This window comes from Candidatus Mycobacterium wuenschmannii (genome assembly GCF_030252325.1).
Classification (GTDB): Bacteria; Actinomycetota; Actinomycetes; order Mycobacteriales; family Mycobacteriaceae; genus Mycobacterium; species Mycobacterium wuenschmannii.
On the sequence record NZ_CP126981.1, the window covers coordinates 3,988,535 to 4,008,120 of the forward strand.

Consider the following 19,586-nt stretch of genomic DNA (forward strand, 5'->3'; position numbering starts at 1 on the left):
GGCGAGTTCGCCTAGGTTGGTCTGAATGACTGACGACAAGATGCTGGCGCGCATCGCCGCCCTGCTCCGTCAGGCCGAGGGCACCGACAACGCGCACGAGGCCGAGGCCTTCATGTCGGCGGCGCAGCGCCTGGCTACGGCGACCTCGATCGATCTGGCCGTGGCCCGGTCGCACGCCGACAAGCGCACGCCCGCCCAGGCGCCGGTGCAGCGGACCATCACGATCGGCACGGCCGGCACCCGGGGGTTGCGGACCTACGTCCAGCTGTTCGTGGTGATCGCCGCCGCCAACGACGTCCGCTGCGACATCGCCTCCAACTCGACGTTCGTCTACGCCTACGGGTTCGGCGAGGACATCGACGCCACCCACGCGCTGTACGCCAGCCTCGTCGTACAGATGGTCCGTGCCTCGGACTCCTACATCTCGTCGGGCGACCACAAGCCGACGCCGACGATCACCGCGCGGTTGAATTTCCAGCTGGCCTTCGGTGCCCGGGTGGGGCAGCGGCTGGGCGAGGCCCGTGAGCAGACCCAGCGCGAGGCCAAGAAGGACAAGCGTCGCCCGCCAGGCACCGCAATTGCACTGCGGGACAAAGAGTTGGAACTCCGCGACCATTACAAGGCCGCTTCCAAGGCCCGCGGCACGTGGCAGGCCAGCCGGGCGACGGCGGGTTATTCGTCGGCGGCGCGGCGGGCCGGGGACCGGGCAGGTAAGCGAGCCCGATTGGGCAACGGCGCGGAACTGTCCGGAGCGCGGACCGCGCTGGAACGGTGACTGCCGAGCGGGATTCGCAACGTGCCAAGGTCTACGCCGCCGAGGAATTCGTCCGCACGCTGTTCGACCGCACCGCCGAACACGGTTCGGGCACAGTGGAATTCTTCGGGACACAGTTGACACTGCCGCCCGAGGGGAAGTTCGGATCGCTGGACGCGGTGCAGCGCTACGTCGACGACGTGCTGGCGCTGCCCGCGGTGCGCGAGAAGTGGGGCAACGCGGCGGCACTGCGGGTGCGGGCCCGGCGGTCGGCCACCGCCGCACACTACGAAAACCGCGATGGCACAGGCATTATCGCGGTGCCCGACCGCAACGACGCCGACTGGGCAATGCGCGAACTCGTTGTCCTCCACGAGATCGCGCATCACCTCTGCGACGAGCAACCCGCGCATGGTTCGCAGTACGTCACGACGCTGTGCACCCTGGCCGAACTGGTCATGGGGCCCGAGGCCGGGCACGTACTACGGGTGGTCTACGCCAAAGAGGGCGTGCGCTAGCTCGCTACCTCGACCATTTCGTCACCGCACTTGCAGATGTATGCCTGGTCGCCGGAACAGTGGCACGGGACCTCGACGCGCACGCGGCAGCCGCAGCCGTCGTGGCCACAACTCAACAGGGTGCCTGCTTCAACTGACATCGATTTCACCTTTCGGAGTGGGTCGAACAGTTGCCAGCTTATACCCCCGGGGGGTACCGGGCAAGCGGTCCGAAAAGCGGTGGCGGGCGCCCGACGCCCGCGGCTAGCGTTGGGGCATGAGCCTCAAGCCAACTCCCGCTGACGTTGACGATTTCCTCGACACCACCCTGCTGGACGACGATCCGGTGCTGGTCGCCGCGCTGCAGGACAGTGACGCCGCCGGTCTGCCGCAGATCGCCGTGTCGCCGCAGCAGGGCAAGTTCCTCAGCCTGCTGGCCGCCGTCACCGGCGCACGCCGCATCCTGGAAATCGGCACCCTTGGTGGCTACAGCACGATCTGCCTGGCCCGCGGCGCCGGCGACGACGGCCACGTCACCACGCTGGAGTACGAACCCAAACACGCCGAAGTCGCGCGCGCGAACATCGAACGGGCCGGTTTCGGTGACCGGGTCGAGGTGCATGTCGGCGCGGCCCTGGACACGCTGCCGAACGTCAAGGGCCCGTTCGACCTGGTGTTCATCGACGCCGACAAGGAGAACAACCCTGGCTATCTGGACTGGGCGGTCAAGCTCACCCGGCCGGGCTCATTGATCGTGGTGGACAACGTGATTCGCGACGGCCAGGTGCTGTCGACCGGCGACGACCCGGTATTGGTCGGCACCCGGAAGGTGCTCGAGTTGATGGGCGAGCACCCGCAGCTCGATACCGCGGTGCTGCAGGTGGTCGGCGCCAAGCACTGGGACGGCCTGGCGTTCGCGCGGGTGAAGTAGAAGCGCACTCTTCTGCCGCGAGCGTGCACAGAATGCCGGCACTGCCCGGCGCGTCGCGTACAGACGCGCACGCTCGCGGCAGGAAGAGTCAGCCGCAGATCGCGCCGTTGGCGGCCGATCCGACCAGCTTGACGTACTTGGCCAGCACCCCGGAGGTGTAGCGCGGCGGCAACGGCGTGAATCCCGTACGGCGCGAAGCAAACTCGGCCTCGTCGACCAGTACGTCCAATGTGCCCTTGGCGACGTCGAGCCGGATCCGGTCGCCGTCGCGCAGGAACGCAATCGGCCCGCCGTCGACCGCCTCGGGCGCGACGTGCCCGACGCACAGGCCGGTGGTGCCACCGGAGAACCGGCCGTCGGTCAGCAGTAGCACGTCCTTGCCCAGACCCGCGCCCTTGATCGCGCCGGTGATGGCCAGCATTTCGCGCATGCCCGGGCCACCCTTCGGGCCCTCGTAGCGGATCACCACCGCGTCGCCGTGGGTGATGGTGCCGTCCTCCAGTGCATCGAGGGCGGCCCGCTCACGCTCGAAAACCCTTGCGGTGCCTTCGAACACGTCGGAGTCGAAGCCCGCTGACTTGACCACCGCGCCCTCCGGGGCCAGCGAGCCGTGCAGGATCGTGATGCCACCGGTCGGGTGAATCGGGTTGTCCAGCGCACGCAAGACCTTGCCGTCCGGGTCGGGCGGGGCGATGTGCGCGAGGTTCTCGGCCATCGTCTGCCCGGTCACCGTGAGGCAATCCCCGTGCAGCAGGCCGGCATCCAACAGCGCCTTCATCACGACCGGCACGCCGCCGATGTGATCGACGTCGAACATCACGTGCTTGCCGAACGGCTTGACGTCGGCCAGGTGCGGCACCTTGGCGCCGATGCTGCTGAAGTCGGCCAGCGACAGTTCGACGCCGGCCTCGTGCGCGATGGCCAGCAGATGCAGCACGGCGTTGGTCGAGCCACCGAAGGCCATGACGACAGCGATGGCGTTCTCGAAGGCTTCCTTGGTAAGGATGTCGCGGGCGGTGATGCCGCGGCGCAGCAGGCCGATCACGGCTTCGCCGCTGCGCCGGGCGTACCCGTCGCGTCGGCGGTCGGTGGCCGGGGGAGCCGCGCTGCCCGGCAGCGACATGCCCAGGGCCTCGGCCGCGCTGGCCATCGTGTTGGCGGTGAACATGCCGCCACAGGCTCCTTCGCCGGGGCAGATGGCCCGCTCGATGGCGTCGACGTCTTCCCGCGACATCAGCCCGCGGGAGCAAGCGCCGACGGCCTCGAAGGCGTCGATGATCGTCACATCGCGCTCGGTGCCGTCGGACAGCTTGGCTCGGCCGGGCAGGATCGATCCGGCGTAGAGGAAGACCGACGACAGGTCGAGGCGGGCGGCAGCCATCAGCATTCCGGGCAGCGACTTGTCGCAGCCGGCCAGCAGCACCGAGCCGTCGAGGCGTTCGGCCTGCATGACGACCTCGACGCTGTCGGCGATCACCTCGCGCGACACCAGCGAGAAGTGCATGCCCTCGTGACCCATCGAGATGCCGTCGGACACCGAGATGGTGCCGAACTCCAGCGGGTAGCCACCGGCGGCGAACACACCCTCCTTGACGGCCTTGGCCAGCCGGTCCAGCGACAGATTGCACGGCGTGATCTCGTTCCACGACGAGGCCACCCCGATCTGCGGCTTGGCGAAGTCGCCGTCGTCCATCCCAACCGCCCGCAGCATTCCGCGCGACGCGGCCTTCTCCAGGCCGTCGGTGACCTCGCGGCTGCGGGGCTTGATGTCGATAGAGCTGTGGCTGTCCGGCATGGGGTAAGTATTGCGCGCCGTCATCGGCCCGCCAAAATCATTTAAAATACCCCCAAGGGGTATCCCGACGTCGCCACGGAAAGGCCGCCTCACCAGGGTGGCGTGGCGCGAACGGGGGCCGATCGTTGACAATGGTGACATCACCGGCGCCGTCGCATGGCCCCGAGCACGATCATCACGACCAGGATGTTGGAGGGGCAGATGGCACCCGCACACGGATACACGTCGCAGAAAGACAACTACGCCAAGCGATTACGGCGTATCGAGGGCCAGGTCCGCGGCATCGCGAAGATGATCGAAGACGACAAGTACTGCATCGACGTCCTCACCCAGATCAGTGCCGCCAACAGCGCGCTGCAGTCGGTGGCGCTCAATCTGCTCGACGAGCACCTGGGCCACTGCGTCACCCACGCCGTCGCCCAGGGCGGCAACGAAGCCGAGCAGAAACTCGCCGAAGCCTCCGCGGCCATCGCGCGACTCGTCCGCTCCTGATCGTCACCGGATCGGTCCCACGCGTGGTTGAGTAGTGGCCGTGGTGCCACCCCGTGCCGCCGAGGGGCGAACCGCGACCAGTGGGCCCTGGACTCTCCGGATCGCCGTCCAACTGGCGGTCCTGGCCGCCGCGGCCTTCACCTACGTCACCGCCGAGTTGCTGCCGGTCGGCGCGCTGCCCGCCATCGCCCGGGACCTGCGCGTCAGCGTTCCGATGGTCGGCACGCTGCTGGCCTGGTACGCCCTGGTCGCCGCGGTCACGACGGTCCCGCTGGTCCGCTGGACCGCGCACTGGCCGCGCCGCCGGGCGCTACTGCTCTCGCTGTCCTGCCTGACCGCGTCGCAGCTGATCTCGGCGCTGGCGCCCAACTTCGCGGTGCTGGCCGGGGGCCGGGCGCTGTCGGCGGTCACCCACGGTCTGATCCTGTCGGTGATCGCGCCGATCGCCACCCGGTTGGTTCCGGCCAGTCACTCCGGACGCGCGACGACGTCGATCTATGTCGGCATCAGCCTCGCGGTGGTGGTGGGGAGCCCGGCCACCGCGGCGATGAGCCTGCTGTGGGGCTGGCGGGTGGCGGTGGGCGCGGTGGCCGGCTGCGCTGCCATCGTCACCGTCGCTGCCGCGCTCGTCCTGCCGCCGCTGTTGCTGAGCGTCGAGCAGCGCGCCCGGGTAGGCCGGGCCGCCGGGCACCACCGCAATCGCCGGCTGATCATCGTGAGCTTGCTCACCATGGTCGCCGTCACCGGCCACTACATCTCGTTCACCTTCATCGCGGTGATCATTCGCGACGTCGTGGGCATCCGCGGCCCGGACATCGCTTTTCTGTTGTCCGTCTACGGCATCGCGGGCCTGTTGGCGATGCCGCTGGTGGCGCGGCCGCTGGATCACCACCCGCGGGCGGCGGCGATCAGCTGCATGGTCGGCCTGTACGTGACGCAGCTGGTGCTGACGATGCTGACCTTCCACCGGCTGCCCGCGGTGGCGACCGCCCTGGTAGGGGTGGTCGCGATCGCGCTGTGGGGCGGATTCGCGAACGCGGTGTCGCCGATGCTGCAGTCTGCCGCGATGCGCGCCGGCGCCGACGATCCCGACGGCGCGTCGGGGCTGTACATGGCGGCCTTTCAGATCGGCATCATGGCGGGATCGTTCGCCGGCGGCCTGTTCTACGAGCACGGCGTGCTGGCGATGTTCGCCGCCTCGGCGGCGCTGATCGGCATCGGTGCGGCCGGAATGACGGCCGAGCGGCAGCTGTTCGACGCGCCTCACACCGACCGCTGAAACCGCAGCTCAGCGGCCTATCGGTGGCCGATTTATTGACGTCGTGGCAATCGCAGGATTCTTTTGCCCGCCCGGCGCTACGGCATACTGGCGGCAGACCGTGACTTGGAGGGAAACGAATGTCGCGATGGACCACCGGTCCTCTGGCCGCTGCGCTGAGCGCCGCGGGAGTGACCGCCGCACTGATCATGGGAAGCGGTGTCGCGATCGCCGACCCGGACCCGCAGCCCGGACCCGGCGTGGACGCACCCGGCCCCGGGCCTGCCGGCGACCCCGTACCAGGACCCGGACCGGGACCCGCTGAGCCCGTCGCCGGCCTGCCGCCGGCCGGTGAGGTTCCACCTGCGGGGCAGGCACCCGTCGACCCGGCCGCAGGAACCCCGGCGGCGATCCCCGCCGCGGCGTCCGGACCCGTTGTCGGGCAGAACCCGGAGCCATTCACCGGCGCTCCCCCGTTCGTCCCGCCGACCTTCAACCCGGTCAACGGTTCCACGGTTGGTGTCGCCGAGCCGATCATCATCAACTTCGCGCGTCCGATCGCCGACCAGCACATGGCCGAGCAGGCGATCCACGTGTCGTCCACGCCGCCGGTATCCGGCAAGTTCTACTGGCTGACCCCCAGCCAGGTGCGCTGGCGTCCGCTCGCGTTCTGGCCCGCCCACACCGCGGTGCACGTCGACGCGGCCGGCACCCAGAACAACTTCGTGGTGGGCGACGCGCTGCAGGCCACCGCCGATGACGCCACGCATCAGTTGGTGATCACCCGCAACGGCGTCGTGGAGCAGACGTTCCCGATGTCGATGGGCATGGCGGCCGGCGGCCATCAGACGCCGAACGGCACCTACTACGTGCTCGACAAGAAGGCCAAGGTCGTGATGGATTCGTCCACCTACGGGGTGCCGGTCAACTCGACCTACGGCTACAAAGTCGACGTCCAGGACGCCGTGCAGTTCGACAACAGCGGCGACTTCGTGCACAGCGCGCCCTGGTCGGTGGCCGATCAGGGCAAGCGCGACGTCAGCCACGGCTGCATCAACATCAATCCGACCAACGCGAAGTGGTTCTTCACCAACTTCGGCGCCGGCGACCCGATCGTCGTGAAGAACTCCGTTGGGACCTACAGCAAGAACGACGGCTCGAACGACTGGCAGCTGTAGTCAGCCGTTCGACGGCGAACCGACGCGGTGCAGGGTGCCTTCGGTGTCTACGAAGGCGAACTCCCGCAACCCATATGGCGTGTCCGTGGGCTCGGTGAGCCGGCCGTCGAGTCCGAGCAACCGCCACTCGGCGTGTAGCCGGTCGGCGTCGTCGACGTAGATGTAGACGGACGCGGCTGTTGTCAGCGGATCGTGTTCGGCCCACTCGGTCAGGTGCAGGGACACCGACCCGCGGTCGGCGTAGCCGTAGCGATCGGGACCGTCGTATTCGCGGACGTCGAACCCCAATCGCCGATAGCGGTCGAGGGCCGCGCGGAGGTCACGCACCGGGATGACGGGCGCGACGCGGTCGAACCGCACTGCAGACATTCGCTAGTTCCAGATGCGCACGCGCTGACCAGGATCCAAGAACAAGTCGTCGTTCTCGGTGACTTCGAAGGCCTCGTGGAACAGGTCGAGGTTGCGGATCACGCCGTTGCAGCGGAACTCCGGCGGCGAGTGCGGGTCGATGGCGAGGCGCCGAATCGCTTCGGCATCACGGGACTTGGTGCGCCACACCTGGGCCCAGCCGTAGAACACCCGCTGCACGCCGGTCAGCCCGTCGATCACCGGCGCTTCCGCGCCCTTCAGCGAGAGTTGGTAGGCCAGTAGCGCGATCGACAGACCGCCGAGGTCGCCGATGTTCTCGCCGACCGTAAAGGCGCCGTTGACGTGGTGTGCGGCGTCCAGACCGCGCGGGGTGAAGGCTTCGTACTGGTCGATCAAAGCCTTTGTCCGCAAGCCGAATTCGGCCCGGTCGTCGTCGGTCCACCAGTCCACCAGGTTGCCGTCGCCGTCGTATTTGGCGCCCTGGTCGTCGAAGCCGTGGCCGATCTCGTGGCCGATCACCGCGCCGATGCCACCGTAGTTCGCCGCGTCGTCAGCATCGGCGTCGAAGAACGGCGGCTGCAAAATGGCTGCGGGAAAGACGATCTCGTTCATGCCCGGGTTGTAGTAGGCGTTGACGGTCTGCGGCGTCATGAACCACTCGTCGCGGTCCACCGCGCCGCCCAGCTTGGCCAGGTCGCGGTCGTACTCCAGCGCGTAGCCGCGCTGGTAGTTGCCGTATAGGTCGTCGCGCGCGATCACCAGCGACGAATAATCGCGCCACTTCGCGGGATAACCGATCTTCGGAGTGAACTTGTCCAGCTTCTCCAACGCCCGTTGCCGGGTCTCCGGTGTCATCCACTCCAGGTCGGTGATGCTGACGCGGTACGCCTCGCGCAGGTTGGCCACCAACTCGTCCATCCGGGCTTTGGCGTCCGGCGGGAAATGCTGCTCGACGTAGAGTCGGCCGACCGCGTCGCCCATCAGGCCCTCGACCAGGGCGACGCCGCGCTTCCACCGGTCGCGTAACTGCTCGGTGCCCGACAGGGTGCGGCCGTAGAACGCGAAGTTCTCCTCGACCAGGTCGTCGGTCAGCATCGACGCCCGCCCGCTGATCACGCGCCAGCGCAGCCAGCGGCGCCAGTCCTCGAGGTCTTCGCCGTCCCACAGCGACGCGAAGGCCACTAACGCGTCGGGCTGGCGGACGACGACCTCGGCGGCCTGCTCGCCCGTCACGCCCAGCGCGTGCAGCCACACCGCCCAGTCGAAACCCGTTGCCTCGGAACGCAGTTGATCGAAGGTGCGCAGGTTGTAGGTCAGGTCGGCGTCGCGGCGCTTGACGACGTCCCAGTGCGCGGCGGCGATCTTGGTCTCCAGCGCGACGATCTGCGCCGCGGTCGCGGGCCAGTCGCCGTCGTGCTCGCCGTAGACCAGCGCGAACATCCGCGCGATGTGCTTCGGGTACTCGGCGAGGACCGCGGCGTGCTGCGGGTCGCGATAGTACGACTCATCGGGCAGCCCCAGACCGGACTGCGAAAGGTGCAGCAGATAGCGGGTCGAGTCCTTCGAGTCGGTGTCGACGTAGAGCCCGGTGCCGCCGCCGATGCCGGTGCGCTGCAGCTCGCCGAGTTCGGCGGCCAGCTCGGTCGGGGTGAGTGCGGCGTCGATGCCGGCGAGCTCGTCGAGCAGCGGGCGCACGCCGAGGCTCAAGATGGCGTCGGTGTCCATGAAGCTGGCGAAGAGGTCGCCGATGCGCTGCGGGTCGGTGCCCTCGGCGCCGTTGACCGCCGCCGCCTCGGTGATGATGTCGCGCACCTGCTCCTCGGCCCGATCTGCCAGCAGCCGGAAGGCGCCGTCGGTGGCCCGATCGGCGGGGATGGCGTAGTCGGCCAGCCAGCGACCGTTCACATGGCCGAAGAGGTCGTCCTGGGGGCGGGCCGCGTCGTCGACATGGCTCAGGTCGAGGCCCGAGCGGATAGCTTCTACCGTCACCCAATCATTCTTACCGGAGCCTGCAGGTAGCCTCACGGCCATGCCCGACGAGGAGCAGCCCGAACCAACGCCCGACGAGACCGCGGCAGTGACGACTGCCGACGAGGCGCCGGGCCGGACGTTCTCGCCCTACGGCATCGCCTCGGCGGTGCTCGGCGCGCTGTGCGTGGCCGCTGTCGCCTTGGGCTATGTCATCTGGGCCGACCACCACAACGACGTCGGCGAGCGCACCTACCAGACCCGGGCAATGCAGGCCGCCGCCGACTGGACCGGCCTGCTGATCAACATGAACACCCAGAACATCAAAGAAAACCTGCAGAAGCTGCACGACGGCACCGTCGGCGAACTCAACGCCGATTTCGACTCGTCCATCCAGCCGTACGAACAGGTCGTACAGCGACTGCAGTCGCAGAGCCGCGGCGAGGTCGAGGCCGTCGCGTTCGAGGCGGTCCACCACGACCTGGACGCGCAACCGGGCGACCCCAAGCCGCCCGCCGGGCTGCCCGCGTCGATCGCGCGCCGCACCGACACCGTCATGGTGGTCGCCACGTCGGTCAGCGAGAACTCCGGTGGCAAGCCGACCACCGTGCACTGGAACCTGCGGCTGGGGGTCTCCGACATCGACGGCAAGCTGATGATCTCGCGGCTGGAGTCGATCCGATGAGAAACGCCTGGCGCGTAACGGCTTTCGACGTCCTGGCCCCGGTCGCCGCGATCGCGGCGCTGCTGGCCATCGGGTATGTGCTCGAGTGGCCGGTGTGGTGGGTGTCGCTGTGCTCGGTGCTGATCCTGCTGATCGTCCAGGGCGTCGCGGTGAACGTCTATCTGCTGCGCCGTGATTCGGTGACGGTCGGCACCGACGACGACGCTCCCGCCCTGCGGCTGGCGGTCGTCGGGCTCACCACCGCGGCGATTGTCGCCGCCGTACTGACCGGCTACCGGCACTGGGCGACGCCGGACCACACCCTCAAGTCCGACTCCGCCGAGGTGGTCCGCGTCGCCGTCGACATGGCCCAGACGACGGCGACGTTCTCGCCTTCCGAGCCGATGGCCGCCATCGATAAGGCGGTGGCCATGATGGTGCCCGAGCAGGGCACCGCGTTCAAGGAGCAGTTCGGCAAGGCCACAACGGATTTGACGAAGCGCAACGTCACCGCCACCGCGGCGACCATGGAGGCGGGCCTCGAGGCGATCGGCCCGTCCGCGGCCGCAGTCGCGGTGATCATGCGGGCCACGCAGAACGAGCCGGGCCAGCCGCCCGACAACGCGATCCTGGCGCTGCGGGTCACGCTCACCAAGCAGAGCGACCGCTGGCTGGTGGTCGGCGTCGCGCCGCTCAACCCCCGCTGATCAACGCAGTCGGGCGTGCTCGACCATCAGGCAGCGGTCCATGACGACCTGCAGCCCGGCTTCCGAGGCCCGCGCACCGACCTCGTCATGCCACAAACCCTCTTGCAGCCACAGGGTTTTCGGCAACGGCTGCAAAGCCAGCACGTCATCGAGCACAGACGGTAGGTCGTCCACACGGCGGAACACGTCGACCATGTCCGGCACCACCGGAAGATCGGCCAGTGTCGGATACACCCGGGCGCCGGCGATGTCGGTGATCGTCGGGTTCACCGGAAAGACTTGGAACAGGCCGGTTTTCAGCAGATAGGTGTAGATCTCGTTGCTCGGCCGCGCGGGCTTGTCGGAGGCGCCGACAACGGCGACCGTCCGCGTCTCGGCCAGAATCCGCCGCAGCGTCTGATCGTCGGGGTTGTCGACCATCAGTGGCCGCGCGGCGGCCGCTGCGTCGGCTGCGGAGCGGGCTCGGGCGAGCGGGCCTTGGCGAACCGGTCGGAGAGTCGGCGCATCCGGATCATCAACGACGCCGACGGGCTGGTGATGGCCTGGAGATACTCGCGGAGTGCGTCGGCCGGCACACCGATGCGCGACGCGAACTCGGGCAGCTTCAGGCCGGACCGCTCGATCAGGACGCGGACGTGGCGAGCCACCTCGGTGCGCTCGTTGGCTTCGAGATGGTCGCGGGCACGGTCCAGCACCTCGGCGAGGGCCTTGGAGATGCCGTAGGGGTGCGAGCTCTCCAGCACCTCTTCGACCTGGCGGGCGGTGCGGCCGTACGGGTCGCGCTTGATCGCGACGGCGATCAGCTTCCAAGTGGCGATGTCGCCACCCTCCAGCGCGTGGCGAATCGCAGAGGTCGGCCAGAATTCGACGGGCCGGTCACCGTTGGGAGGGCGTGCCGGGCCTCGGTGCGGCGCCTGTCCATGGCGTCGATCCGCTGCCAACGTCACCTCGCCTCCTCCAACATCGCCACCGCTACCGCAAGGCAGCGTTGCCTGACACCTTCCCAGTCTGCCTTCGCATCGGACTCGGGCCAACCGTCGTCGTCGAGATCCGCCGGGTGCGGGTCCGCGAGGCGGCGGACCAACTGGCTGGCGATCCATTGCCGCCGGGGTGACTGCCCAGAGTAATACCTGTCCATCCCGGCCAACACGACTGCGGCGTTCTCGGCGTCCATGGTGTCGACCAGTTCGGCGAATTCGGCGTAGTCGCGGCTGGTGTTGCGGCTCAGGATCAGATAACCCTTGAGCCGCAGCGTCTCGGCGCCGGTCGGAATCTGCAGGCGGTCGCCCGTGGGCAGCTGGACGTGGGTGGTCTCCACCGGGCTGCGCCGCTCGAACCGCGGCTGGTCGGCGTCGGCGTCGGCCTGCAGCGCGTCCAGGGCGACGGCGAGGCGGCCGCGCCACAACGTGACCGGGTGGACGGGCCGGATCGCCCGCGGGGCGGCGCGGGTCCCGCCGCGGTGCGACAGGTTGCCGACGAACTTGCGTGCCGCGGACTGCCCGGTGCCACCGTTGACGCCGGCCGGCGGATCGATCACCGCCAACTGGCGCGACGCCGCGCTGGCGACGTAGTTGCCGCCTTTGACCTTCGTCTTGACCTTCACCGCCTCGCTGCTGCGTCCGCAGCCGATGAAGGCCAGCGGGTCGGCGACGGTGATCGCGTCGGGCACCAGGTTCTTCAGGCGCGCCGCGGACTTGAGCACGATCTTCAAGTCGGCGCTGGGCACCGCGGGCGCCGAGATGTTGTCCGGGATCATCAGCACGTCACCGAGATCAACTGCAGGCAAAGGCTTTTCGAAGTCCACCGACGGCAGGATGCGTTCCAGCCAGGCTGGCAGCCACCAGTTCCACTCGGCGAACACCGCCATCAGCGCAGGCACCATGACCAACCGCACCACGGTCGCGTCGACCGCGATCGCCACCGCGCAGGCCACCCCGATCTCGGCCACCAGCGGCATGCCGGCGAACGCGAAGCCGATGAACACCGCGATCATGATCAGCGCCGCGCTGGTGATCGTGCGGGCACTGGTGCTCACGCCGTAGGCCACCGCGTCGTGCGTGTTGCCGGTCTGCAGGAAGCGCTCCCGGATCCGGGTCAGCAGGAAGATCTCGTAGTCCATCGACAGGCCGAACGTCATGGCCAGCACCAGCGGCGGAACCGTGCTGTCGATCGAGGTGATCGGCAGGAAGCCGAGCTTTTCCAGCCAGCCCCACTGGAACACCATGACCAGGCTGCCGTAGGCCGCGGCCACCGACAGCATCGTCATCACCACGCCCTTGAGGGCCAGGAAGATCGACTGGATCGACAGCAGCAGCATCACGAACGCGATCAACGCGACGAAGACCAGCACCAACCACTGGGTCTTGGACACCTGGTCGTCGAAGTCCTTGATCAGCGCGGTGGGGCCGCCGACGCTGATCTCCGCCGACCCGGTGGCCGCGGCCGGCAGATGGCCGCGCATCCAGGAGATGGTCTGGCGGGCGCCGAGGTCTTCGGGGTCCACCGACAGCATCGCCGACAGCATCGCGCTGCTGTTGTTGTCGGCGAACACCGGCGGCGCCACCGACAGGATGTTGGGGGAGTGACCGATCTTGTCGCGGATCGCGGCGATCGTCTGCGTGTGGGTGGCCGATGACGCATCGCCGTCCGGGAAGGTCACCAGCACCTGTATCGGGCCGAGCGCGCCGGGACCGAGCGCCTCCGACGCCGCCGACACCCCGGCGCGGATCTCATGTGACGAATTGAATTGGCGCAGAAGGCTATTGCCCAACACCATGGACAGCGCGGGCACCGCCATGGCGAGCAGCACGACCGACGCGGCGGCCGCCGACCCCCACGGCCGATGCATCACACCGCCGATCCAATGCGTCCAGAACCGCGACTGCGTCGACTCCGCGCGCCGCGACCAGTGCAATGCCGCCGACCGCTTGGCCGCCGAGCGCCCGAACGTCGTCAGCACGGCCGGCGTCATGGTCGTCGAGGTCAGCATGGCCACCGCCACCGCGAGGATCGCGCCGGTCGCCATCGACGTCAAGGCGGGGGTGTCGATCAGGTAGATGCCGGTTAGCGAGGCCACCACGGTCATCCCGGACAGCGCGACGGCCAGGCCGGACGTCGCCATCGCCGCGTCGATCGCCTCCTGCGGCTGACGGCCCGCGCGCAACTCCTCGCGGTACCGCATGAGGATGAACAGCGAATAGTCGACCGCCAGCGCGATGCCGAACATCGACACCGTCGACGTCACGAAGACCGACATCACCGTGTACGCCGAGAGCAGGTACACCAGGCCCATCGTGATGATCACCGTGATGATGCCCAGCGCCAGCGGGATCGCGGCGGCGGCGATCGAGCCGAACACCGCCAGCAACACGATCAGGATGATCGGAAGATTCCACTGCTCGGCCTTGGCGATGTCGTGTTTGGTGTTGGCCGCGGCGGCGGTGCTGAGCGCGCCCTGACCGATCACGTACAGCCGGACCCGGCCGTCGCGCATCTGGCCGGAGCGCTCGCCCTGCACACCGACCTTGACCCGCAGCTTCTTGGCGGCGTCGCTGGCGCTGTTGTTGGTGGCCCCGTCGAGTCGCAGCGAGACCACGTAAGGCCGGTCGGGTTGCGGCGACGGCTGAGCGGGATTGGGCACCACCACCACGTCGGGCTGCTGCTTGGCGACCTGCTGCAGGAAGGCCGCCGCGGCGTTCATGTCCTCGTAGCTGGCGTCCGCCCGTGGAGCGGCGACCAGGGCCAACGGTGACGACCCCTGATCGGGATAGTGCGCCTCGAGCGCGTCGTGCACCCGTAGCGACTGGGAGTTGGGCACCTCGAAGCCACCACCGGTGAGATGACCCGACGAGGTCAGCACTAGGAAGATGGCGGGGACGAGCGCGAGTAGCCAGCCGGAGAAAACCAGCCAGCGAAATCTGCGCAGGCCGCCGCTCAAGCGCATCATGAAGTGCTGGATTTCGGTCTCCCCCGCATTCGTTCTGGGTGCCCGCGAGCCTACCGCAGCCAGCTGTTCACCGAGGTGGCTTACGAGTCGCTGAGCTGCAACAACTCGGCAACGATGCCGATTTCCACACAGGTTTCACACAGGTGTGACGAGAACCCCGTGCGCTGAGTTCGCTGCCGCACCGGATCCGATGGCAGGATTGCCGAAGATGCCGGCTTCGGGCCGGCAATTGACTGCGGGGACACGTATTTCCTCGCACACCCCGAGGAGCCTTGAATGACGTCCCTGACCGGGAGTTCCGCGACGCTGCGCCGTCGACTGCTGGCCGCCCTGACCGCGACCGGAATGGGTGGGGCCGCGGCCGTGGTGATGCTGTCCGCGCCGTCGGCGGTCGGCGCGCCGGACCCGTGCTCGGCCAGCGAGATGGCGCGCACGATCAGCAACGTGGCCCGGTCCGCCGGGGACTACCTCGACGGACACCCGGAGACCAACCAGGCGATGACTACCGCGCTGCTGCAACCGGCCGGCCCGGCGGCGGCCGAAACGCTGCGGGTGTACCTAGGCGCGAATCCCAAGGCTGCCGGCGATCTTTCGACAATCGCACAACCGCTCGCGGGAATGGCGAACAGATGCCAGACGCCGCAGATCAGCTTTCCGCAGGTGCTCGGCTTCCCGCAGTTCGCGCTGAGTGGCCCGCCGGCGACCGGTGTCCCGCCGCAGGCCGCCCCTACGTCGCCGGCCGTGCCGCCGGTGAGCAACACCGTGCCGGGCGTTCGCGGCCAGCTGGTCCGCTAGTACGCGGCGATCAGCGTAACTTCGCAGGTCGTGTCCGGATCGCTGCGCGACGCCGGTGTCCACATTTAGTCTGACCGGTATGCCAACCAAGGCCGCTGTTGATTACGCCGATTCGGTCGAACCGATCGTCCGCAAGACCGCCGCCTGGGCGTGGCGCCTGCTGGTCATCTTCGCCGCAGTGGTCGCCCTGCTGATGGCGGTCAAACGGCTGGAAGTGATCGTTGTCCCGCTACTGCTCGCGTTGATGCTCAGCGCCCTGCTGGTTCCGATCGTCGACTGGCTGGACCGGCATGGCTCGCCCCGCGGCGGCGCCGTAGCCCTGGTGATGCTGAGCGGATTCGCGATCCTGGGCGGCATCCTGACCTTCGTCGTCAGCCAATTCATCGTCGGCGTCCCGGATTTGGTCAACGAGGTCACCCGCAGCATCGACTCGGCGAAGAAGTGGTTGATCGAGGGCCCGCTGCACCTGAGTCGTCAGCAGATCGACCACGCGGGCAACTCGGCCGTGCAGGCGCTGCAGCACAATCAGGAGAGGCTGACGAGCGGCGCCCTATCCACCGCGACGGCCATCACCGAGATCATCACCGCGGCGTTGCTGGTGCTGTTCACGCTGATCTTCTTTCTCTACGGCGGCCGCAACATCTGGAGCTACGTCACCAAACTGATCCCCGCCCACGTCCGCGACCGGGTGCGCGCCGCCGGTGGCGCCGGGTTCCAGTCGCTGACCGGTTACGTGCGGGCCACCTTCCTGGTGGCGTTGGTGGACGCGGTCGGCATCGGCACCGGCTTGGCGATCATGAGCGTGCCGCTGGCACTGCCGCTGGCCTCGCTGGTGTTCCTGGGTGCCTTCGTCCCGCTGGTCGGTGCCGTGCTCAGTGGCTTCCTCGCGGTCATCGTCGCGCTGCTGGCCAAGGGCTTCGTCTACGCGTTGATCACGCTCGGCCTACTGGTCGCGGTGAATCAACTCGAGGCCCACATCCTGCAGCCGTTGGTGATGGGCCGCGCGGTGTCGATTCATCCGCTGGCGGTGGTGATCGCGATTTCCGCCGGTGGTGTGTTGGCCGGAATCGTCGGCGCGCTGCTGTCGGTGCCGACGGTCGCATTCCTCAACAACGCGTTCAAGGTGCTGCTGGCGAACGATCCGGAGGCCGCGGCCGAGGAGGCCGACGACGCCCTGATGCGGGCCGACAAGGACGAGCCGCACTCCACCGAGCGCGAACCCGCCACAAGCGAGTAGCGCCAAGCACATTCGCGACTAGATGCGGCCCTCGCGGCGCAGCAGGTCCTGCGCGCTGAGCCCGCCGCCCCGGCGTGGCCGCGGCTTGTCGCCGCGAGCGTTCATCTTGTCGGTGGCGGTCTCGGAGTCCTTTTCCTCCCGCGGCGGGGTCGGGATCGCGGTGGTCGCGTCCTCGGACTCGTTGGCCGGCGGGCCCGCCGGCTTGTCTCGCGGCGGGGTCGGGAGCGCGCGGGTCTCGTCGGCCGACGGCTGAGGAGTCCGCGGGTCCGTCTTGCCACCGCGCAGATCGCTCAGCCACGACTCGATCTCACGGTCGTCGCCGCGCGGCGGCTGCGCGGGCGGGCGCCCCTGGGCGGGGGCACCCGGCGCCGACTGGGCCGAAAACCGGGTGGTGGCAGCCTCTTTGGACTCTGGGCGGCCCGGGCCGGGCATCCGCGAGGTGCCGGCCGCCGACGGCACGTCCGGCGCCGGCCGCTTGATCTCGGGACGTGGCTCGGGTCGCGACGCGGGCGGCGTCGCCGGCCGGGCCGGTCGTGACGCACCCTCGGGGCTCGGGTGGGTGGGGTCGTGCGGTGGACGCGGGATCGGCGCGACCGGTGGTCGAGCGGCTGCCGCCGCTTGGCCGGCGCGGGCGCGGGCGGACGGCGCCTTACGCTCGTCGGGTAGGTGAATCTCCCCGAGCCCCAAGCGATTCTGCAACCGTTTCATCCAGTGCGGCGCCCACCAGCAGTCGTCGCCGAGCAGCTTCATCACTGACGGCACCAGGAACATCCGGACGACGGTGGCGTCCAGCAACAGCGCCGCCATCAAGCCGAACGCCAGGCACTGCATCATCATCAGGTCGGAGAACGCGAACGAACCGGCGACCACCGCGAGGACCAGTGCGGCAGCGGTAATCAGCCGTCCGGTGGTTGCCGTGCCGATTCGGATCGATTCGGCGGTCGACATGCCGCGAGCCCGGGCCTCGACCATGCGCGAGACCAGGAACACCTCGTAGTCGGTGGCCAGGCCGAAACCGACCGCGACCACCAACGCGATGATCACGATCATCAACGGCGCCGGGGTGAAATTCAGCAAGTTGGCGAAGTGCCCGTCGACGAAGATCCAGGTCAGGATGCCCAACGTGGAACCCAGCGTCAGTGCGCTCATCACCGCGGCCTTGATCGGCAGCACCACCGACCCGAACGCGAGGAACATCAGCAGCATCGTCGTGGACAGCAGCACCACCGCCATCAGCGGTGCCTTGTCGGACAGGCTGTGAATACTGTCCTGCTCGAGCGCCGGGACGCCGCCGACGAACACGGTCAGCCCGCGCGGCGGCGACATCGACCGCAACTCGGCGAGCTTCTTGGCGGCGTCGCTCGCGTGTGCCAGACCGTTCTGGATCACCCGGACCGAGTCGTCCTTGGGGTGGCTGCCATTCGGTGTCGAGACGCAGGGGTTGCCCTCGATCGTCGGGCACGCCCGCTCCTGCCAGGTGGTGTCGGTGAACCCGCTGATCGACGCGGCGCTGTTGCGAACCTCGGCGACCTGTTGGTCGGTGACCTTGCTGCCATTGTCGCTCTTGATCACCAGCGTCAGCTGGTTGGTGCGATAGCCCGGGAAGTTCTTGTCAAAGTTCTCCTGCGCCAACCGAACTGAGTTGTCCGGCGGAAGATACGTCTCGCTGATCCCGCCGCCGAACGAGAGGTTGTGCAGCGGCAGGATCAGCGCGATCATCCCGATGATGATGGGGATCGCGAACACCAGCGGCCGCTTCATGACGACATTGACGAGCTTGCCCCAGAACCCGGCCTCGACCTCTTCGCGGGTCTTGGTCTTCTGCAGCCGGTCGGCCAGCCAGTTCAGGTACGCGCGCGACGGCTTCCAGTTGGCCAGGAACGGGATGCGGAACAGGGTTCGCACACCGAGCGCGTCGACGTGCTTGCCGAGGACCGACAGGATCGCGGGCAGCAGGGTGATGGACAGGATGGCGGCGAGCGACACCGAGATGATCACGGCGTAGGTCAGCGACTTCACGAACCCCTGCGGCAGCAGGAAGAGGCTGGCCGCCGAGACCGCGATCAACGTCGCCGAGAACGCCACCGTGCGGCCGGCCGTCATCACCGTGCGGCGCACGGCGGCTTCGGTGTCGTAACCCTCGGCGATCTCCTCGCGGAACCGGCTGACGATGAACAGCCCGTAGTCGATGGCGATACCGAAACCCATCATCGAGACGACCGGCTGGGCGAAGAAGTGCACCGGGCCGAACTCGGCCATCAGCCGCAGGATGCCGAGCGAGCCGGCGATGCTCAGGCCACCCACGATCGCCGGTAGCGCGGCGGCGATCACCCCACCGAACACCAGGAAGAGCACGACGGCCACCAGCGGCAGGGCCAGTACCTCCATGCGCTTCTGGTCGGTGGCGATGGTCCCGGTCAACGCGCTGGCGATGGGCTCCAGACCCGCGAGCTGGATCTTGCCGTCGTTGAGCTTCTGCAGATCCGGCGCGATGTCGTTGTAGTTGGTCAGAATCGAGTCGTCGTTGTCGCCCTTGAGCGGAATGCTGACGAAGGTGTGCTTGCCGTCCTCGCTGGCCATCCCCTTGATGATGGGGTCGGTGCTGGTCGGCGCGGCCAGCCAGCCGGCCCAGCCGACGACCGTGTCGGGGTGGTCCTTCTTGAAGGCGTCGAGTTCGCCGACGGTCTTCTTCTGCCAGTCCGGGTCGTTGACCGACTTCGGCGCGGTGAAGATGGCCACGACGTGGCTGGTTCGGTCGCGGCCATAGGTGTCGTCACCGAGTATCGATGCCTTGACGGATTGGCTGCCATCGTCGTAGAAACCACTCTGCGTGACGTGCTTGCCGAGGCTGATCCCGAAGACGCCGCCGAGCAGGCTCAGCGCCACCATCACGCCGATTACGATGAACCGGTAGCGATATACAGTTCGACCCCACCAGGCGAACACGTGAGCTCCTTACTGGATCTGCTACGACCCGCGCATTGATGTTGAGTTG

The 19,586-nt window shown here is 68.2% G+C and carries 18 protein-coding genes; 10 read left to right on the forward strand and 8 right to left on the reverse strand.

Annotated elements, in window-relative coordinates; translation table 11 throughout:
- Window positions 1-25: 25 nt before the first annotated feature.
- Together PT015_RS19260 and PT015_RS19265 are read left to right on the forward strand one after the other, a co-directional pair.
- Complete coding sequence (locus tag PT015_RS19260) at window positions 26-775, forward strand: DUF2786 domain-containing protein (RefSeq protein ID WP_285186561.1); 750 nt, start codon at window positions 26-28, stop codon at window positions 773-775.
- Window positions 772-1,272 carry a TIGR04338 family metallohydrolase gene (locus PT015_RS19265; RefSeq protein ID WP_285186562.1) on the forward strand — a complete coding sequence of 167 codons (501 nt, stop codon included), beginning with the start codon at window positions 772-774 and terminating at the stop codon, window positions 1,270-1,272. The genes PT015_RS19260 and PT015_RS19265 overlap by 4 nt, the downstream gene beginning before the upstream one ends.
- Here PT015_RS19265 and PT015_RS19270 read toward each other — a convergent pair.
- Window positions 1,269-1,412, reverse strand: coding sequence for a metallothionein (locus PT015_RS19270; protein WP_390887865.1), 144 nt, complete (start codon window positions 1,410-1,412; stop codon window positions 1,269-1,271). The two genes, PT015_RS19265 and PT015_RS19270, sit on opposite strands and share 4 nt — an antisense overlap.
- 116 nt (window positions 1,413-1,528) lie before the next feature.
- Here PT015_RS19270 and PT015_RS19275 point away from each other — a divergent pair, with 116 nt between their 5' ends.
- Window positions 1,529-2,182 (forward strand): O-methyltransferase, encoded by a 654-nt coding sequence (locus PT015_RS19275; protein ID WP_285186565.1) that lies wholly within the window; start codon window positions 1,529-1,531, stop codon window positions 2,180-2,182.
- A gap of 88 nt (window positions 2,183-2,270) precedes the next feature.
- Here the strand turns inward: PT015_RS19275 and ilvD are convergent, their stop codons facing one another.
- Window positions 2,271-3,977 (reverse strand): dihydroxy-acid dehydratase, encoded by a 1,707-nt coding sequence (ilvD, locus tag PT015_RS19280; RefSeq protein WP_285186567.1) that lies wholly within the window; start codon window positions 3,975-3,977, stop codon window positions 2,271-2,273.
- 201 nt (window positions 3,978-4,178) lie between these two features.
- On the opposite strand from ilvD, the gene PT015_RS19285 reads away from it, so the two are divergent.
- The 3 genes from PT015_RS19285 (at window position 4,179) to PT015_RS19295 (ending at window position 6,905) form a co-directional block, all read left to right on the forward strand.
- Window positions 4,179-4,469 (forward strand): copper-sensing transcriptional repressor RicR, encoded by a 291-nt coding sequence (locus tag PT015_RS19285; RefSeq protein ID WP_285186569.1) that lies wholly within the window; start codon window positions 4,179-4,181, stop codon window positions 4,467-4,469.
- Window positions 4,470-4,512: 43 nt separating this feature from the next.
- On the forward strand, window positions 4,513-5,748 hold the full coding sequence (locus PT015_RS19290) for an MFS transporter (protein WP_285191181.1): 1,236 nt from the start codon (window positions 4,513-4,515) through the stop codon (window positions 5,746-5,748).
- Between the two features lie 119 nt (window positions 5,749-5,867).
- Window positions 5,868-6,905, forward strand: coding sequence for a L,D-transpeptidase (locus PT015_RS19295; protein WP_285186570.1), 1,038 nt, complete (start codon window positions 5,868-5,870; stop codon window positions 6,903-6,905).
- Here PT015_RS19295 and PT015_RS19300 read toward each other — a convergent pair whose 3' ends face one another.
- Together PT015_RS19300 and PT015_RS19305 are read right to left on the reverse strand one after the other, a co-directional pair.
- The gene (locus tag PT015_RS19300) at window positions 6,906-7,274 is read right to left on the reverse strand and encodes a bleomycin resistance protein (protein ID WP_285186571.1); all 369 of its coding nucleotides are present in this window, start codon (window positions 7,272-7,274) and stop codon (window positions 6,906-6,908) included.
- A 3-nt stretch (window positions 7,275-7,277) separates the two neighbouring features.
- On the reverse strand, window positions 7,278-9,263 hold the full coding sequence (locus PT015_RS19305) for a M13 family metallopeptidase (RefSeq protein ID WP_285186573.1): 1,986 nt from the start codon (window positions 9,261-9,263) through the stop codon (window positions 7,278-7,280).
- Between the two features lie 40 nt (window positions 9,264-9,303).
- Here PT015_RS19305 and PT015_RS19310 point away from each other — a divergent pair, with 40 nt between their 5' ends.
- Window positions 9,304-9,927, forward strand: coding sequence for a hypothetical protein (locus tag PT015_RS19310; RefSeq protein ID WP_285186574.1), 624 nt, complete (start codon window positions 9,304-9,306; stop codon window positions 9,925-9,927).
- Window positions 9,924-10,613 carry a hypothetical protein gene (locus tag PT015_RS19315; protein ID WP_285186576.1) on the forward strand — a complete coding sequence of 230 codons (690 nt, stop codon included), beginning with the start codon at window positions 9,924-9,926 and terminating at the stop codon, window positions 10,611-10,613. Before PT015_RS19310 ends, PT015_RS19315 begins: the two co-directional genes overlap by 4 nt.
- On the opposite strand, the gene PT015_RS19320 is transcribed toward PT015_RS19315, so the two are convergent.
- Genes PT015_RS19320 through PT015_RS19330 form a run of 3 tightly spaced genes read right to left on the reverse strand, consistent with a single transcriptional unit; the run spans window position 10,614 to window position 14,559 of the window.
- A complete protein-coding gene (locus tag PT015_RS19320) occupies window positions 10,614-11,033 on the reverse strand; it encodes a CoA-binding protein (protein ID WP_285186577.1) in 420 nt (139 codons plus the stop codon).
- The gene (locus tag PT015_RS19325) at window positions 11,033-11,560 is read right to left on the reverse strand and encodes a helix-turn-helix domain-containing protein (RefSeq protein WP_285186578.1); all 528 of its coding nucleotides are present in this window, start codon (window positions 11,558-11,560) and stop codon (window positions 11,033-11,035) included. The genes PT015_RS19320 and PT015_RS19325 overlap by 1 nt, the downstream gene beginning before the upstream one ends.
- Window positions 11,557-14,559, reverse strand: a complete 3,003-nt coding sequence (locus tag PT015_RS19330) for an MMPL family transporter (RefSeq protein ID WP_285186579.1) — start codon at window positions 14,557-14,559, stop codon at window positions 11,557-11,559. Before PT015_RS19330 ends, PT015_RS19325 begins: the two co-directional genes overlap by 4 nt.
- A 276-nt stretch (window positions 14,560-14,835) precedes the next feature.
- Here PT015_RS19330 and PT015_RS19335 point away from each other — a divergent pair, with 276 nt between their 5' ends.
- Window positions 14,836-15,354: a hemophore gene (locus PT015_RS19335; protein WP_285186580.1), complete on the forward strand. Its 519-nt coding sequence runs from the start codon at window positions 14,836-14,838 to the stop codon at window positions 15,352-15,354.
- Between the two features lie 79 nt (window positions 15,355-15,433).
- Window positions 15,434-16,591, forward strand: a complete 1,158-nt coding sequence (locus PT015_RS19340; protein WP_285186581.1) for an AI-2E family transporter — start codon at window positions 15,434-15,436, stop codon at window positions 16,589-16,591.
- A gap of 18 nt (window positions 16,592-16,609) precedes the next feature.
- Here PT015_RS19340 and PT015_RS19345 read toward each other — a convergent pair whose 3' ends face one another.
- Window positions 16,610-19,537 carry an MMPL family transporter gene (locus tag PT015_RS19345; protein ID WP_285186582.1) on the reverse strand — a complete coding sequence of 976 codons (2,928 nt, stop codon included), beginning with the start codon at window positions 19,535-19,537 and terminating at the stop codon, window positions 16,610-16,612.
- Window positions 19,538-19,586: the final 49 nt, after the last annotated feature.

Excerpts from the sequence above, each read along its gene's own strand:
- PT015_RS19285 (WP_285186569.1), top strand. The coding sequence starts at position 4,179 with ATGGCACCCGCACACGGATACACGTCGCAGAAAGACAACTACGCCAAG.
- PT015_RS19295 (WP_285186570.1), top strand. The coding sequence starts at position 5,868 with ATGTCGCGATGGACCACCGGTCCTCTGGCCGCTGCGCTGAGCGCCGCG.
- PT015_RS19320 (WP_285186577.1), bottom strand. The coding sequence starts at position 11,033 with ATGGTCGACAACCCCGACGATCAGACGCTGCGGCGGATTCTGGCCGAG.
- PT015_RS19340 (WP_285186581.1), top strand. The coding sequence starts at position 15,434 with ATGCCAACCAAGGCCGCTGTTGATTACGCCGATTCGGTCGAACCGATC.
- PT015_RS19330 (WP_285186579.1), bottom strand. The coding sequence starts at position 14,559 with ATGATGCGCTTGAGCGGCGGCCTGCGCAGATTTCGCTGGCTGGTTTTC.
- PT015_RS19335 (WP_285186580.1), top strand. The coding sequence starts at position 14,836 with ATGACGTCCCTGACCGGGAGTTCCGCGACGCTGCGCCGTCGACTGCTG.
- PT015_RS19315 (WP_285186576.1), top strand. The coding sequence starts at position 9,924 with ATGAGAAACGCCTGGCGCGTAACGGCTTTCGACGTCCTGGCCCCGGTC.
- ilvD (WP_285186567.1), bottom strand. The coding sequence starts at position 3,977 with ATGCCGGACAGCCACAGCTCTATCGACATCAAGCCCCGCAGCCGCGAG.
- PT015_RS19275 (WP_285186565.1), top strand. The coding sequence starts at position 1,529 with ATGAGCCTCAAGCCAACTCCCGCTGACGTTGACGATTTCCTCGACACC.
- PT015_RS19310 (WP_285186574.1), top strand. The coding sequence starts at position 9,304 with ATGCCCGACGAGGAGCAGCCCGAACCAACGCCCGACGAGACCGCGGCA.
- PT015_RS19270 (WP_390887865.1), bottom strand. The coding sequence starts at position 1,412 with ATGTCAGTTGAAGCAGGCACCCTGTTGAGTTGTGGCCACGACGGCTGC.
- PT015_RS19300 (WP_285186571.1), bottom strand. The coding sequence starts at position 7,274 with ATGTCTGCAGTGCGGTTCGACCGCGTCGCGCCCGTCATCCCGGTGCGT.
- PT015_RS19260 (WP_285186561.1), top strand. The coding sequence starts at position 26 with ATGACTGACGACAAGATGCTGGCGCGCATCGCCGCCCTGCTCCGTCAG.